This window comes from Streptomyces natalensis ATCC 27448, from assembly GCF_000935125.1.
Lineage (GTDB): Bacteria > Actinomycetota > Actinomycetes > Streptomycetales > Streptomycetaceae > Streptomyces > Streptomyces natalensis.
Genome location: NZ_JRKI01000002.1, coordinates 43,798 through 59,134, shown reverse-complemented (window position 1 = coordinate 59,134; position 15,337 = coordinate 43,798). Strand labels below are relative to the sequence as shown.

At 71.1% G+C, this 15,337-nt stretch carries 13 protein-coding genes and 1 pseudogene; 3 read left to right on the top strand and 11 right to left on the bottom strand.

Annotated features, from left to right (window positions below):
* Window positions 1-51: 51 nt before the first annotated feature.
* Window positions 52-2,910 carry a type I DNA topoisomerase gene (topA, locus tag SNA_RS00380; protein WP_044362462.1) on the bottom strand — a complete coding sequence of 953 codons (2,859 nt, stop codon included), beginning with the start codon at window positions 2,908-2,910 and terminating at the stop codon, window positions 52-54.
* Window positions 2,911-3,490: 580 nt separating this feature from the next.
* Here topA and SNA_RS43050 point away from each other — a divergent pair.
* Both SNA_RS43050 and SNA_RS00370 read left to right on the top strand, forming a co-directional pair.
* The gene (locus SNA_RS43050; protein ID WP_030065685.1) at window positions 3,491-4,039 is read left to right on the top strand and encodes a membrane protein; all 549 of its coding nucleotides are present in this window, start codon (window positions 3,491-3,493) and stop codon (window positions 4,037-4,039) included.
* The gene (locus SNA_RS00370) at window positions 4,036-4,476 is read left to right on the top strand and encodes a DUF2752 domain-containing protein (protein WP_030065686.1); all 441 of its coding nucleotides are present in this window, start codon (window positions 4,036-4,038) and stop codon (window positions 4,474-4,476) included. The genes SNA_RS43050 and SNA_RS00370 overlap by 4 nt, the downstream gene beginning before the upstream one ends.
* Window positions 4,477-4,478: 2 nt before the next feature.
* On the opposite strand, the gene SNA_RS00365 is transcribed toward SNA_RS00370, so the two are convergent.
* The 7 genes from SNA_RS00365 to bldG form a co-directional block, all read right to left on the bottom strand.
* The gene (locus tag SNA_RS00365) at window positions 4,479-4,883 is read right to left on the bottom strand and encodes a hypothetical protein (protein ID WP_030065687.1); all 405 of its coding nucleotides are present in this window, start codon (window positions 4,881-4,883) and stop codon (window positions 4,479-4,481) included.
* Window positions 4,884-5,140: 257 nt separating this feature from the next.
* On the bottom strand, window positions 5,141-5,338 hold the full coding sequence (locus SNA_RS00360; RefSeq protein ID WP_030065688.1) for a hypothetical protein: 198 nt from the start codon (window positions 5,336-5,338) through the stop codon (window positions 5,141-5,143).
* Window positions 5,339-5,470: 132 nt separating this feature from the next.
* Window positions 5,471-7,021, bottom strand: a complete 1,551-nt coding sequence (locus tag SNA_RS00355; protein ID WP_030065689.1) for a DUF7059 domain-containing protein — start codon at window positions 7,019-7,021, stop codon at window positions 5,471-5,473.
* Window positions 7,022-7,114: 93 nt separating this feature from the next.
* Complete coding sequence (locus SNA_RS00350) at window positions 7,115-7,726, bottom strand: hypothetical protein (protein ID WP_030065690.1); 612 nt, start codon at window positions 7,724-7,726, stop codon at window positions 7,115-7,117.
* 206 nt (window positions 7,727-7,932) lie between these two features.
* Window positions 7,933-10,338, bottom strand: a complete 2,406-nt coding sequence (locus tag SNA_RS00345; RefSeq protein ID WP_030065691.1) for a sodium-translocating pyrophosphatase — start codon at window positions 10,336-10,338, stop codon at window positions 7,933-7,935.
* 630 nt (window positions 10,339-10,968) lie between these two features.
* Window positions 10,969-11,412, bottom strand: coding sequence for an ATP-binding protein (locus SNA_RS00340; protein ID WP_030065692.1), 444 nt, complete (start codon window positions 11,410-11,412; stop codon window positions 10,969-10,971).
* 107 nt (window positions 11,413-11,519) lie between these two features.
* Window positions 11,520-11,861: an anti-sigma factor antagonist BldG gene (gene bldG / locus SNA_RS00335; RefSeq protein ID WP_004571875.1), complete on the bottom strand. Its 342-nt coding sequence runs from the start codon at window positions 11,859-11,861 to the stop codon at window positions 11,520-11,522.
* A gap of 80 nt (window positions 11,862-11,941) precedes the next feature.
* On the opposite strand from bldG, the gene SNA_RS00330 reads away from it, so the two are divergent.
* Window positions 11,942-14,386: a DEAD/DEAH box helicase gene (locus SNA_RS00330; protein ID WP_078969578.1), complete on the top strand. Its 2,445-nt coding sequence runs from the start codon at window positions 11,942-11,944 to the stop codon at window positions 14,384-14,386.
* Window positions 14,387-14,485: 99 nt separating this feature from the next.
* Here SNA_RS00330 and SNA_RS39035 read toward each other — a convergent pair.
* The 3 genes and pseudogenes from SNA_RS39035 to SNA_RS43555 form a co-directional block, all read right to left on the bottom strand.
* Window positions 14,486-14,719 (bottom strand): annotated as a pseudogene (locus SNA_RS39035) (Rv3654c family TadE-like protein); the annotation flags it as partial.
* Between the two features lie 16 nt (window positions 14,720-14,735).
* The gene (locus tag SNA_RS00325; RefSeq protein ID WP_030065693.1) at window positions 14,736-15,113 is read right to left on the bottom strand and encodes a TadE family type IV pilus minor pilin; all 378 of its coding nucleotides are present in this window, start codon (window positions 15,111-15,113) and stop codon (window positions 14,736-14,738) included.
* Window positions 15,100-15,288: a DUF4244 domain-containing protein gene (locus SNA_RS43555; RefSeq protein ID WP_037789438.1), complete on the bottom strand. Its 189-nt coding sequence runs from the start codon at window positions 15,286-15,288 to the stop codon at window positions 15,100-15,102. Before SNA_RS43555 ends, SNA_RS00325 begins: the two co-directional genes overlap by 14 nt.
* Window positions 15,289-15,337 lie beyond the last annotated feature (49 nt).

Here is a 15,337-nt window from a genome sequence, read left to right as displayed (position 1 = left end):
CGACGGACCGTGGTCCGCCGTGCCCGCTCTTGTCCCGGCAGTGGGTGACGCTCAGTCCTCGGACGACGCCGACGCCGACGTCTTGGCGGCCGCCTTCTTGGCCGGGGCCTTCTTGGCGGTCGTCTTCTTCGCCGTCGTCTTCTTGACGGCCGTCTTCTTCGCCGCGGTGGTCTTCGCCGCGGTCTTCTTGGCCGTCGTCTTCTTGGCCGTCGTCTTCTTCGCGGCCGTCTTCTTGGCGGTCGTCTTCTTCGCCGGGCCCTTGGCGCGCTTCTCCGCCAGCAGCTCATAGCCGCGCTCGGGCGTGATCGTCTCGACGTCGTCGTCCCGGCGCAGCGTCGCGTTGGTCTCGCCGTCGGTGACATACGCGCCGAAGCGGCCGTCCTTGACCACCACCGGCTTGCCGCTGACCGGGTCCGTGCCCAGCTCCTTCAGCGGCGGCTTGGCGGCGGCCCGCCCGCGCTGCTTGGGCTGGGCGTAGATCGCCAGCGCCTCGTCGAGGGTGATGTTGAAGAGCTGGTCCTCGCTCTCCAGGGAGCGCGAGTCCGTGCCCTTCTTGAGGTACGGGCCGTAGCGGCCGTTCTGCGCGGTGATCTCCACGCCCTCGGCGTCCGTGCCGACCACCCGCGGCAGTGACATCAGCTTGAGCGCGTCCGCGAGGGTGACGGTGTCCAGCGACATCGACTTGAACAGCGAGGCGGTGCGCGGCTTGACCGCGTTCTTGCCGGTCTTCGGGGTGCCCTCGGGCAGCACCTCGGTGACGTACGGGCCGTAGCGGCCGTCCTTGGCGACGATCTCGTGGCCGGACTCCGGGTCGGTGCCCAGCGCGAAGTCGCCGCTCGGCTTGGCCAGCAGCTCCTCGGCGTACTCCACGGTCAGCTCGTCGGGCGCCAGGTCGTCGGGGACATCGGCGCGCTGATGGCCCTCGGTGTCCTTCTCGCCGCGCTCGACGTACGGGCCGTAACGGCCGACCCGCAGCTTGATGTCGTCGCTGACCGGGAAGGACGAGATCTCCCGGGCGTCGATCGCGCCCAGGTCCTCGACCAGCTCCTTCAGGCCGCCCAAGTGGTCGCCGTCGCCGTTGCCGGCGTCCGCCGCGCCGCCCTCGGTGCCCTGCCCGAAGTAGAAGCGGCGCAGCCACGGCACGGCCTGCGCCTCACCGCGGGCGATGCGGTCGAGGTCGTCCTCCATCTTGGCGGTGAAGCTGTAGTCGACCAGCCGGCCGAAGTGCTTCTCCAGGAGGTTGACCACCGCGAACGACAGGAAGGAGGGGACCAGCGCGGTGCCCTTCTTGAAGACATAGCCGCGGTCGAGGATCGTGCCGATGATCGACGCATACGTCGACGGGCGGCCGATCTCGCGCTCTTCCAGCTCCTTGACCAGCGTGGCCTCGGTGTAGCGGGCGGGCGGCTTGGTGGCGTGCCCGTCGGCGGTGATCTCCCGCGCGGCCAGTGCGTCGCCCTCGGCGACCTGCGGCAGCCGGCGCTCGCGGTCGTCGAGCTCGGCGTTCGGGTCGTCCGCGCCCTCCACGTAGGCCTTGAGGAAGCCGTGGAAGGTGATGGTCTTGCCGGACGCGCTGAACTCGGCGTCCCGCCCGTCGGAGGCCCGGCCACCGATCTTGACCGTGACGGAGTTACCGGTCGCGTCCTTCATCTGCGAGGCCACGGTCCGCTTCCAGATCAGCTCGTAGAGCCTGAACTGGTCGCCGGTCAGCCCGGTCTCGGCCGGGGTGCGGAAGCGGTCGCCGGAGGGGCGGATCGCCTCGTGCGCCTCCTGGGCGTTCTTGACCTTGCCGGCGTAGGTACGCGGCTTGTCCGGCAGATAGTCGGCGCCGTACAGCTGCGTCACCTGCCGCCGGGCCGCGGCGACCGCGGTGTCCGAGAGCGTGGTGGAGTCCGTACGCATATAGGTGATGTAGCCGTTCTCGTACAGCTTCTGCGCCACCTGCATGGTCGCCTTGGCGCCGAAGCCGAGCTTGCGGCTGGCCTCCTGCTGGAGGGTGGTCGTACGGAAGGGGGCGTACGGCGAGCGGCGGTAGGGCTTGGATTCGACCGAGCGCACCGCGAAGTCGGTGTCCGCCAGGGCGGCGGCCAGCGCGCGGGCGTTGGCCTCGTCCAGGTGGAGGACGTCGTTGTTCTTGAGCTGCCCGTTGGGGCCGAAGTCGCGGCCCTGCGCGATACGGCGGCCGTCGACGGTGTTCAGGCGGGCCACCAGGGTGGACGGGTCGCTGGCGTCGCCCGCCCGGCCGGTGGCAAAGGTGCCGGTCAGGTCCCAGTACTCGGCGGAGCGGAAGGCGATGCGCTCGCGCTCGCGCTCGACAACGAGACGGGTCGCGACGGACTGCACCCGGCCGGCCGACAGCCGCGGCATGACCTTCTTCCACAGGACCGGCGAGACCTCGTAGCCGTAGAGGCGGTCGAGGATGCGGCGGGTCTCCTGGGCGTCGACCAGCTTCTGGTTGAGATCGCGCGGGTTCTCGACGGCCTCGCGGATCGCGTCCTTGGTGATCTCGTGGAAGACCATCCGGTGGACCGGGACCTTGGGCTTGAGGATCTCCTGGAGGTGCCAGGCGATGGCCTCGCCCTCGCGGTCCTCATCGGTGGCGAGGAAGAGTTCGTCGGACTCGGCCAGCAGCTGCTTGAGCTTCTTGACCTGGTCCTTCTTGTCACTGTTGACCACATAGATCGGCTGGAAGTCGGCGTCGACGTTCACACCGAGGCGGGCCCACGGCTCGCCCTTGTACTTCGCGGGGACCTCCGCCGCGCCGTTGGGAAGGTCGCGGATGTGCCCGACGCTGGCTTCGACCACGTAGCCAGGGCCGAGATAGCCCTTGATCGTCTTCGCCTTGGCAGGCGACTCGACGATGACGAGTCGGCGGGTGCCGCCCTCTGCGGTCTCGCTGGTCGCGGACAACTTCGCTCTTCTCTCCGGTCGACGCTGAATAGGCCCCCGGCCGGACGCCGGGGTCGCACTGCGGTGACGCTTGACGCTGCGGAGTGTGACGGTACCTCCCGCCCCCGTGTCAAACGGAAAAACCCCGCAACGCCACTCGAACGGTAACCCGACTACATGTCTTCCTGCCGCCCCGGACCGCAGCGGGCGTTCCCCGAGGGGCCCCGATGATCTCCATCGCCGGGACGCCACTCCGTGCGTACCCTGCCGCGATCCCGCTCCGGGCGCCATAGCGCGGCCGCCGGTGATCTCTCACAGTGACGATCCCCACGGCGGTCTCCGTCTGACGGGGGTCATTCAAGGACCCGGCGGTCCCGGAGATCCGGATCCCGCCGTCGTGAAAGCGCTTCCCCGGGAGACGTGTCCCGGCGGCGTTCTCGCGGCGGCATTCTTGTGACGGCTTCTGCGGCGGCATTCTTGTGACGGCGTCCGACGGCTTCTTGATACGGCGTGTCGGGTGGCTGGCAGGATGGACGCGGCACGGCCCGCCGCGCGGGCCGGCGACCGGCAGAGCGCGCACGCACCTTCGGGGGGACCACTCATGGCGCAGCAGTACCCCGCACCGCCACCGGACGACGAGCCCGGCCACCCTGCGTACACCAAGCCCGCCGATGGCGGCCCGGCCGCCGACAACCCCTACGCCGCGCCGCAGACCCCTCCGGCATACGGCTACCCGGCCGCCGGCCCGCCGCAGCCCGCATCCCTGGCCATGCCCGGTCCGCTCACCGTGCCCGGTGCGGTGCCCGCCGGGACGGTGCTCACGCTCGGCGACATCGCGGTGGCGGACGACACGATCGTGACGCCGGCCGGGCCGATGCCGCTCAAGGGCGCGGTGTGGACGTGTACGGACATGTCGCGGACCCAGGAGAAGATCCAGACGGCGGGCATCGTGCTCGCCGTCGTCTTCGTCTCCTTCTGCGCCATCGGCCTGCTCTTCCTGCTGATGAAGGAACGCATCACCACCGGGTATGTGCAGGTCACGGTCGACGGCGGCGGGCGGCACCACGCCACGCTGATCCCGGTGCAGTCGCCCGAGCAGGTCATGTACGTGTTCCAGCAGGTCGCCTACGCAAGGTCGCTGAGCGTATGAACCCGGCACAGAGCGAGCCCGTGGGCCCCGTGACGGCCCCCACCGCCGCGGCCATCCGCCGGCGCACCGTCCGTGTGGCCGCCCTGGGGCTCGCCGGCGGTGCGCTCGGCTCCGTCTATCTCTGGCACACCGATCCGCACCGGCCCGGTCAGGTGCTGCTGCCCTGCCCGCTCAAAATGACCACTGGGATCCTGTGTCCGCTGTGCGGCGGCACGCGGATGGCGTACGACCTGCTGCACGCCGATGTCGTGACGGCTTTCCACGACAACATGGTGCTGCTCACCCTGGGCGTGCCGGCCCTGGCCTATGTCGTCGGGAGCTGGCTGAACGCGGGACTGCGCGGGCGCTACTTCCGGCCGCGGCTCTCCGCCCGCGGCAATGCCGTGGTGCTGGGCATCGCCGCGGTCTGGATGATCGCGCGCAATCTCGTCGGCTGAGCTCAGCGGACGGTGACGCTCACCACCGGGGATATGGCGCTGCCCGCGCCGATCCGGAGCTGATTGACGCCCTTGAGGCCGAGCTTGACCCGCACCGAGTACGTCCCGCTGGCGTTGACCGGAGCCTGGGCGGGGAGCACGACCCACTTGGCGCCCTGCTTCTGCTGGACGGTGACCTTGCTGCCCGCCTTGATGCCCTTGGCTGTGCCGGAGATCCGGAACTCCTGCCAGGCGTGGACCGTGGTCGCGCTCGCCTTGGCCGTCAGCTCGGCCGTGACCGGGGCGGTGGCCACGATCGGCTTCGGCGCATGCAGCTGGGCCGGCTCGGCGAAGGCGGCGGCCGTTCCTCCTCCGAGCAGGGAGACGGCGATCACCACGACGGCGGCGGAGCGGACTGCACGGTTCATGGGGGTTCCTCACTGTCGAGCCGGTTCGTGCCCTTCACCGAGGAACACGGTCGGCGCGACAGCGAGGTTCCCCGCCCACCCGCGTGTCGGCCACCCGACTCACAACTGGCCGGAAGTGAACGCCCGGCATCCGTCGGGCAGTTGCTTACCCCGGCACCCGTCGGGCTGTTGATGCCCCCGGCGCCCGCCGGGCACTTGATGCACCGGAGCCGCCGGGCGGTTGGTGTCCGGGCCGCGGCCACTCCCCCGGCCCGGCGCTACAGCAGCGTCAGCATCCAGCATCCCGCGCCCAGGAACACCGCCCCGAACAGCAGCGCCGTCACTGGCCCCACCACCCGCCCGGTGCCCTCGGCGACCGGCGCCCCCGTCCGCAGGCACACACCCGTCCACAGCAGCAGTGCGGCGCCGAACAGCGCAAAGGCCGCGCCCGCGAACACCTCGGGTCCACTCTCCATATGGGCAGCGTGGCACCCGCGGGCGGCATCCGGGAGAACGCCGGATGAACGACATCCGGTTGTCCCGTACGAACCAGCCCGCCATGCGCCCCGCATGTGCCCTCGCCGTGCGCCCCGCGGTGCCCCGCCGCGTCAGTCCTCCGCCGCCACCGGCTCCAGGAACCCCTGCTCGATCAGCGTCCGGATCGAGGCGGGCGTACGGTCGCGCAGCAGTACCGGGTCCTCGCCGACGAGTTGGGCGATGGCGTCCAGGATCCGCCCGGCGGGCAGTGAACCGTCGCACACCCCGGCGAAGCCCGCGCCGACCGTGTCCACCTTCGTGGCCCGCCGCATGCCGCGGTTCTGACGCAGCACCACATGCTCGGGGTCCTCCGAACCGGGCAGCCCGACCTGCTCCTGGACCACCTCGTCGGCGAGCCGGAAACGGCCGGCCAGCAGCGCGGCATCGTCCGTGGCACGCAGATAGTCCTGGCGCTCGAAGTGCCGCACCACCGACTCCCCCAGCGGCTGTTCCACCGGATGCGGCCATTCCTCGACCGTGATGGCGGGACTGTCCGCGCCGGACTTGCGCAGGGTGATCCAGCCGAAGCCGACGGCCTTGGTCTTTCGCGCCTCGAATTCGTCGAGCCAGGCGTCGTACCGCGCGGCGTACTGCTCGTCACCGGCGCGGTGGTCGCCCGCATCGCGCAGCCACAGCTCGGCGTACTGCGTGATGTCCTGCACCTCGCGCTGCACGATCCAGGCGTCGCAGCCGCTCGGCACCCACGAGCGCACCCGGTCGTGCCATTCCTCGCCCTCGACGTGCTGCCAGTTGGCCAGCAGCTGGCAGTACCCGCCGTCGGCCAGATGCGCGGCGCTCTGCTGGACGAGGGTGCGGCACAAATCGTCGCCGCCCATCCCGCCGTCCCGGTAGGTCAGCCGAGACCCCTCGGGAAGAAGGGGTGAGATCACGAACGGCGGGTTGGACACGATCAGGTCGTACGTCTCCTCCCCCACCGGCGCGAACAGCGAGCCCTCCCGCAGGTCCGCCGGGGCCGCCCCGGAGAGCGCCAGCGTCAGCGCGGCGATCCGCAGCGCCCGGGGGTTGAGGTCGGTGGCCGTGACCCGGGTGGCGTGCTGGGCGGCGTGCAGCGCCTGGATGCCGGAGCCCGTACCGAGATCGAGAGCCTTGGCGACGGGCGTGCGCGTGGTGATCCCGGCCAGCGTCGTGGACGCGCCGCCCACACCGAGCACCAGCTGCGCGCGGTCGGCCTCCCCCACGCCCCCGATGCCGCCCGCGCCGCCGACCGCGCAGCCCAGGTCGGAGACGATCCACCAGTCCTGTCCCTCGGGGCCGCCGTACGGCCGCACGTCCACCGTGGCGCGCACCTCGTCGCCGTCCCGTACCAGCCAGCCGTCGGCGAGGCAGTCGGCCACCGGCAGCGCGGCCGCGGCCCGCCGCCCGGCCACCGGGCGCTGGAGCAGGAACAGCCGCACCAGGGTCTCCAGCGGGCCGTCGCCGCGGGTCGCCCGCAGCGCGGGCACGGTCTCGCTGCGCGCGAGCGCGGCATAGGCCGGCGCGCCGAGCAGGTCCAGCAGCCCGTCGGCGGTGAAGTCGGCGGCCAGCAGCGCATGGCGCAGCCGCTCGGTGCGGGCGCTGCTGTCGGGGTCCCGGTCATCTGCGGTGGGGAGGTGCGTACTCACGCTCCCATTGTCGCGGCAACCACTGACAATCGGCGACGGCCCGGCGCCACGCCCCTTCCGGGCGCGTCGCCGGGCCGCTGCGAGGGTCCGGGCCTAGGACGACTTGGGCGACTTGGACGGCTTGGCCGGTGTGGACGGCTTCGCCGACGGCGCACCCGAGGCGCTCTGGCTCTGGCAGCCCTTCTGACGGGCCATCGCCTTGCCGACGTCCCCGGACTCGAGGTTCTTGAACGCCTGCTCGCTCTGGGCGTTGAGCTTCTTGATGCCCTTGGACAGCTCGTCCAGGCCGGCCGCGAACTTCATCTTGTCCTGGGTGCTCAGGCTGTCGATCTGCTTCTTCAGGTTCGCGTAGCCCTTGGAGAGCGAGTTGAGCTCGTTCACCGCGTTCTTCTGGGCGTCCTGCCCGCTGTCGCTGGGCGGGGCGCCCGCCTGGTCCAGGGACTTGGCCAGCGAGGCGTAGGCGCTGGAGATCTTCTGGAAGGCAGCCGAGTCCGTCTGCTGGACCTTCTTGGAGTCGGTGTTGCTGCCGCCGGCCGTCTGCATGGCGGCGTTCGCGTCCTGGATCGCCTTGAACTGTGCCTGCGCGGGATCGCAGAACTTCTTCGCCCAGCTGTCGAGTTCCTTGTTGTTGTTCTCGCTGCAGCCGGTCAGCGCGAGCAGGAGTGCCGCACCGCCGGACAGTGCCGTCACAAGCTTCTTGTTCACCGGATTGGTCCCTTCCATGGCTCTCGGCCCCGGAACATACACGCCCAAACGGCCTGGTCGACGGGTCGGGCGGGCCGCCTTGGCCGCATTGCAGCCATTTGCACCAAGGAGCGCGGGGCCGGCCGGGCACAACGACGGCGGGTGGCCGGCGCCCGCAAAATACGCCGTCCACCCGCCTGTTGAGCCGCTTTCGGGGTCCTCCGGTACTAGGACACCGCGGCCGTTTCTGTCGACTTAGCGACCTTTTCCGATCCTCCGGAGTTGGATTCGTCACCCACGGCGATCCCGCGCCGCTTCGAGACGTAGACCGCGCCGACGATGACCACCAGGGCCAGCACCGCGACCCCGATCCGTACGCCGGTGTTCTTGTCGTCGCCGTAGGAGAACTTCACCACCGCCGGGGCGATCAGCAGCGCCACCAGGTTCATGACCTTCAGCAGCGGGTTGATCGCCGGTCCTGCGGTGTCCTTGAACGGGTCGCCCACGGTGTCGCCGATGACGGTCGCGGCGTGCGCCTCGCTGCCCTTGCCGCCGTGGTGGCCGTCCTCGACCAGCTTCTTGGCGTTGTCCCAGGCGCCGCCGGAGTTGGCGAGGAAGACCGCCATCAGGGTGCCGGTGCCGATCGCGCCCGCCAGGAACGAGCCGAGCGCACCGACGCCGAGCGAGAAGCCGACCGCGATGGGGGTGAGCACCGCCAGCAGCCCGGGGGTCGCCAGCTCGCGCAGCGCGTCCTTGGTGCAGATGTCGACGACCCGCCCGTACTCCGGCGTCTCGGTGTAATCCATGATCCCGGGCTTCTCCCGGAACTGCCGGCGCACCTCGAAGACCACCGCCCCCGCCGACCGCGATACGGCGTTGATCGCCAGCCCGGAGAACAGGAAGACGACCGAGGCGCCGAGCACCAGCCCCACCAGGTTGTTGGGCTGCGAGATGTCCAGGCTCAGGCCCATGCCCCGCGCGGCGCTGCCGACGTTGCGCACCGCCGTGGCGATCGCGTCGCGGTACGAGCCGAAGAGCGCGGACGCCGCGAGGACGGCGGTGGCGATGGCGATGCCCTTGGTGATGGCCTTGGTGGTGTTGCCGACCGCGTCCAGGTCGGTCAGGACCTTTGCGCCGTCGCCGGTGACATCGCCGGACATCTCGGCGATGCCCTGGGCGTTGTCGGAGACCGGGCCGAAGGTGTCCATGGCCACGATCACGCCGACGGTGGTCAGCAGACCGGTGCCGGCCAGCGCCACCGCGAACAGCGCCAGCATGATGGAGGAGCCGCCCAGCAGGAACGCCCCGTAGACGGCCAGACCGATCAGTACCGCCGAGTAGACCGCGGACTCCAGGCCGACGGAGATCCCGGACAGGATGACGGTGGCCGGGCCGGTCAGCGAGGTCTTGCCGATGTCACGCACCGGACGCCTGCTGGTCTCGGTGAAGTAGCCGGTCAGCTGCTGGATCAGCGCGGCCAGCACGATGCCGACGGCGACCGCCACCAGGGCCAGCACCCGCGGGTCCCCGGAGCGGCCGAGGATGTCGGGGTCGCTGACGCCCTTGAGGTCGCTGTAACGGGACGGCAGGTAGGTGAAGACCGCGGCGGCCACCAGGACCAGTGAGATGCCCGCGGAGACGAAGAAACCGCGGTTGATGGCGGTCATCCCGCTGCGGTCGCGGCGCCGGGGCGCGACGACGAAGATGCCGATCATCGCGGTGAGCACGCCGATGGCCGGGACCAGCAGCGGGAAGGCGAGTCCGGCGTTGCCGAAGGCCGCGGTGCCCAGGATGAGGGCGGCGACCAGGGTGACCGCGTACGACTCGAACAGGTCGGCCGCCATCCCGGCGCAGTCGCCGACGTTGTCGCCCACGTTGTCCGCGATGGTCGCGGCGTTGCGCGGGTCGTCCTCGGGGATGCCCTGCTCCACCTTGCCGACGAGGTCGGCGCCGACGTCCGCGGCCTTGGTGAAGATGCCGCCGCCGACCCTCATGAACATCGCGATCAGCGCCGCGCCGAGGCCGAAGCCCTCCAGCACCTTGGGCGCGTCGACCGCGTAGACGAGCACCACACAGGAGGCGCCGAGCAGGCCCAGTCCGACGGTGAACATACCGACGACACCGCCCGTGCGAAATGCGATCTTCATGGCCTTGTGCGAGACCGCCGTAAGATCCTTTTCTCGCTTGTCGCCTTCGGCCGGTGTGGCCTCCCGGGCGGCGGCGGCCACGCGCACATTGCTGCGCACGGCGAGCCACATCCCGATATAGCCGGTGGCCGCGGAGAATCCGGCACCGATCAAGAAGAAGGCGCTGCGTCCCACGCGCTGCGTCCAATTGTCCGCGGGCAGCAGCATGAGCAGGAAGAACACCACCACGGCGAATACACCGAGGGTCCGCAACTGCCGGGCCAGGTAGGCATTTGCGCCTTCCTGTACGGCCGCCGCGATCTTCTTCATACTGTCGGTTCCCTCGCCGGCCGCGAGCACTTGGCGGACCAGCACCGCCGCGACGGCCAGAGCGGCCAGCGCGACGACGGCGATCACCAGCACGATGGCGCGGTTGCCCGACGTCAGTGACGGTGCGGCCAGATAAGAGGGGGTGTCCAGCAACTGAGGGGTGTAAGGCCCCGCCATTCGTCCTCCTTGACGTTTGGCACATGGGCGCGCGGAAGCACGCTCAGGCGTCCTGAGCAAGATGTGGACGGATTGTAGGGAGCCGCACCTGATCAAAACAGGGCGCCTCAAAGGGAATTCGCCGGTGGCCGCGATGATCAAAAGGATGTCGTCCGCAGAATTCGCCCGGATGAAGGAAAGCGGCGAATTCGCTGACCGGTGACCGATGATCTCCCTGTCGTACTGATCACTGCCCGCTTGCCGGCCGATCGCCGCTGATCAAAGGCGATATGCGATCCCTCGCGCCGGGTGTGTCGCGCGTGACGGGGGAGGGAATTGTTTCGGCCCGCTACCGCCGAATGGGTGAGCCGGGGCGGCCGTCCGGCTTCCCGGCCGGAGTTGAAGTGGAGTCAGATCACGGCTTGATCGGGACTCTGGGTGACGCGAAGGGCGGGGTTGCCATGAGGTACCGCGAGGGGCTGCATACGGGGCTGTGACGCGGGGGCCGATACGGAGCCGTCAGGGGGGCTGTGGGGCCGCCTGCACGGCCGTCAGCGGCGGGGTGGTCGGGCGGGGCGCGGGCGTCACCGGGGCGGCCTTCACCGCGAGGGGTGAGCAGTGAGGGGTGAGCGGTGAGACGGGCGGGCCGCGCTACGGAACGACCGCCGCCGGTGCCGTCGGCCAGCTCATCCGGATCACGCCGCCGTTCTCGCCGGAGGTCACCTCGACGTCGTCGACCAGTCCGCTGATGACCGCGAGGCCCATCTCGTCCTCGCCCTCGGGCTCGCTCTCCGCACCGCCCTCGGGCACGCCCCCGGCACGGGCGCCGGCCGGGCCGGACGCGGTCGGCACCTCGTCGCCCACCTCGATCGAGAACTTCTTCTCGTCCTCGATGAGCAGCACCCGCACCGGGGCCGCGATGTCATTGCTGGTGTGCAGGCCCACGGCGCGGCTGCACGCCTCGCCGACGGCCAGCCGCACCTCGTCCAGCACGGCCTCGTCCACCCCCGCGCGCCTCGCCACGGCAGCAGCGACCAGACGTGCGGTCCGGACGTGCTCGGGAAGGGCGCTGAAGCGAAGTTCGACGGTGGCCATGCCATCCCCCTCGATATGCGGGCGTGCAACGCAGGGGGCCGGACGTGTCGTCCGGTACCCCCCACTCCTTCCTTCCCCGCGCCGGAGGCGCGGGGCACCACCAACCGTCAGTCGGTCGCCGCGACGGCCTCGTCGACCGAGGTGTGAATCGGGAACACCTTGGTCAGACCGGTGATACGGAAGATCTTGAGAATGCGCTCCTGGTTGCAGACCAGGCGCAGCGAGCCCTCATGGGCACGCACCCGCTTGAGCCCGCCGACCAGCACGCCGAGCCCGGTGGAGTCCAGGAAGTCGACACGTTCCATGTCCACCACGAGGTGGTAGCTTCCGTCGTTCACAAGCTCGACCAGCTGCTCGCGCAGCTTGGGCGCGGTGTATACATCAATCTCGCCACCGACCTCGACGACCGTACGGTCGCCAACGGTCCGGGTCGACAGGGACAGGTCCACGGATCCTCCAGCACCTTGCTATCGAGCGGTCGCCCCCCTGGGGCCTCCCCACCGAAGTAGGGGCGGATCTGGCAGCCGCGATGGCATTCAATCACTTACGAGCAGGCGTGCACGACGCCTTGTCAGCATTGTCGGTCAGTCCGGTGACACACTCGGTGCCGATGGCCTCCAATCGACTGCCGCAGGACGCGGGTGCGCGACCCTCCCCAGGCATGATTCTCGACCGTCTCGCCCGGGGCGCGACCCGCGCTGCGCGCATCACTCATACGGAGCACTTGCCCCCGCGTATCGGCAGCCATGCCGACTGGCCGGAAGAGATCCGCCCGGAAGTGATCGATGCCATCCGTTCGGCCGGAATCGATCGTCCCTGGGCTCACCAGGCACGCACGTCCGAACACGCGCTGCGCGGCGAGTCGGTCGTGGTGGCCACCGGGACCGCCTCCGGCAAGTCCCTCGCGTATCTCGCGCCGGTCCTGTCGACCCTCCTGGACGGCTCCGAGGCTCCCAACGGCCGGGGGGCCACGGCCCTGTACCTGGCGCCCACCAAGGCTCTGGCGGCCGACCAGCGGCGCGCCGTACGCGAGCTGGCCGCCCCGCTGGGCACGGCGATCCGGCCCGCGGTCTACGACGGGGACACCCCCGTCGAGGAGCGCGAGTGGGTGCGCCAGTACGGCAACTACGTTCTGACCAACCCCGACATGCTGCACCGGGGGATCCTGCCGGCCCACCCCCGCTGGTCCTCCTTCCTGCGCGCCCTGCGCTACGTCGTCATCGACGAGTGCCACTCCTATCGCGGCGTCTTCGGCTCCCATGTGGCGCAGGTGATCCGCCGGCTGCGGCGGATCTGCGCCCGCTACGGCGCCGAGCCGGTCTTCCTGCTGGCCTCCGCCACCGCCGCCGAGCCCGGCGAGGCCGCCACCCGGCTCACCGGGCTGCCCGTCGTGGAGATCACCGAGGACACCTCGCCGCGCGGCGAGCTGGTCTTCGCGCTGTGGGAGCCGCCGCTGACCGAACTCCACGGCGAGCAGGGCGCCCCGGTGCGCCGCACCGCCACGGCCGAGACCGCCGATCTGCTGACCGACCTCGCCGTGCAGGGCGTGCGCAGCGTGGCCTTCGTCCGCTCCCGGCGCGGCGCCGAACTGATCGCCCTGATCGCGCAGGAACGGCTCGCCGAGGTGGACCGCTCGCTGCCCGCGCGGATCGCCGCCTACCGGGGCGGCTATCTGCCCGAGGAACGCCGCGCCCTGGAACGCGCCCTGCACACCGGCGAACTGCTGGGCCTCGCCGCCACCACCGCCCTGGAGTTGGGGGTGGATGTCTCGGGCCTGGACGCCGTGGTCATCGCCGGTTATCCGGGCACCCGTGCGTCCCTGTGGCAGCAGGCCGGGCGCGCCGGCCGCGCCGGGCAGGGCGCCCTGGCCGTCCTGGTGGCCCGCGACGACCCGCTGGACACCTATCTCGTCCACCATCCCGAGGCGCTTTTCGACCAGCCGGTCGAGTCCACCGTCCTGGACCCGGACAACCCCTATGTGCTGGCCCCGCACCTGTGCGCGGCCGCGTCCGAACTTCCGCTCACCGAGGCCGACTTCCCGCTCTTCGGCCCCGCCACGGCCGGTCTGCTGCCGCAGCTGGAGTCCGCCGCGCTGCTGCGCCGGCGCGCCACCGCCTGGCACTGGACGCGCCGCGAGCGGGCCGCCGACCTGACCGACATCCGCGGCCAGGGCGGCTCGCCGGTGCAGGTGGTCGAAACCGGCACCGGGCGGCTGCTGGGCACCGTGGACGCCGGTGCCGCGCACACCACCGTCCACGACGGCGCCGTCCACCTCCACCAGGGCCGCACCTATCTCGTCAAACGGCTCGATCTGGACGACGACGTGGCGCTGGTGGAGGAGGCCAATCCGCCCTATTCCACGACCGCCCGCGACACCACCGCCGTCTCCATCCTCGAAACCGACACCGAGGTCCCCTGGGGCGACGCCCGGCTGTGTTTCGGTTCGGTCGAGGTCACCAACCAGGTCGTCTCCTTTCTGCGTCGCAAGCTGATCACCGGCGAGGTCCTGGGCGAGACCAAGCTGGATCTGCCGCCCCGGACGCTGCGCACCCGCGCGGTGTGGTGGACGGTCACCGAGGACCAGCTCGACGCCGCCCGGGTCAATCCCCAGCAGCTGGGCGGCGCGCTGCACGCCGCCGAACACGCCTCGATCGGCATGCTGCCGCTGTTCGCCACCTGCGACCGCTGGGACATCGGCGGCGTCTCCGTGCCGCTGCACCCGGACACCCTCCTGCCGACCGTGTTCGTCTACGACGGCCACCCGGGCGGCGCGGGCTTCGCCGAGCGCGCCTTCCACACCGCCGCCGACTGGCTCACCGCCACCCGCAGCGCCATCGCCGCCTGCGAATGCGAGGCCGGCTGCCCGTCCTGCATTCAGTCCCCCAAGTGCGGCAACGGCAATGATCCGCTCCACAAACGGGGCGCGATACGCCTGCTGGGCGAGCTGCTGCGCGGGGCGCCGAAGGGGGCGTAACCGGTGCGCCGCGGCGGGCGCGGCGTCCGTCATGCCCGGCGGCCCGGCCCTGGCCCGTACCTGCGCCGTATACGGTCCGCGCCCGGCCTCGGCCGATACGTCGGCGACGGGCCCGGCCACGGCGCAGCGCACCAGACGGGTGTGCTGCGCCGCGGCCACCCGGCGGGCCGCCGCGCAGGCGGTGGGCCTGCCCTGGAGGGCGTGATCCGCGGCGGCCAGCGCCGCCAGGTCCGCGGCGGCGGCCGCCTGGTGGCGTGCCGTGACGGCCTGGGCCACGGAGATCAGGGCCGCGAAGACCGCGCACAGCGCCGCCGCCGCGAAGACCGTCCACACCGTCGCAGAACCTTCGTCACCTCCCCACCGTTTCCTCCGCACGAGCCACCGCCTCCCCTCTGACGTGGGCCGAAAGCCGCCCCGGGCCGGGCAGTGGGGCCTCGACCCGTACGCGCACCAGATCGCCCTCGCGCGCCAGCGCGGCCCGGGCACCTTCGGGGGCGGCCTCGCGCGCCACCCGAAGCACCGCCGCCCGCGTTTCCCCTCGCGCAGCCGCCCGCGCCCCGGCGCGCGCCGCGTCCACACATTCGATCCGGGCGCAGGCGGCCATCAGGCCCCAGATGAGGGCTGCTGCGACCGCCACCAGCAGCGGCAGCACCACGGCCGTCTCCGCCGTCACCATTCCCGCATCGCGGACGATCCTCCGGCGCGGCGCGGCGTCAGAGCCGGACATGGAACGCCTTTTCCAACGCCCCTTGCAGCAGTTCGGCCACCGTGCCGCTGGTGACGAGCTTGTAGAGCACGGCCGCCAGGGCACAGGACGCCACCGTGCCCAGGGCGTACTCGGCCGTTGCCATCCCCCGGTCCGCCCCGGCGGTGCGCAGCCGGCGCCACCACCGTCGGGACACACCGAGGACCTTCCCCGGGGCAGTTCCTCGACCGCTCCCCTGACCGCTC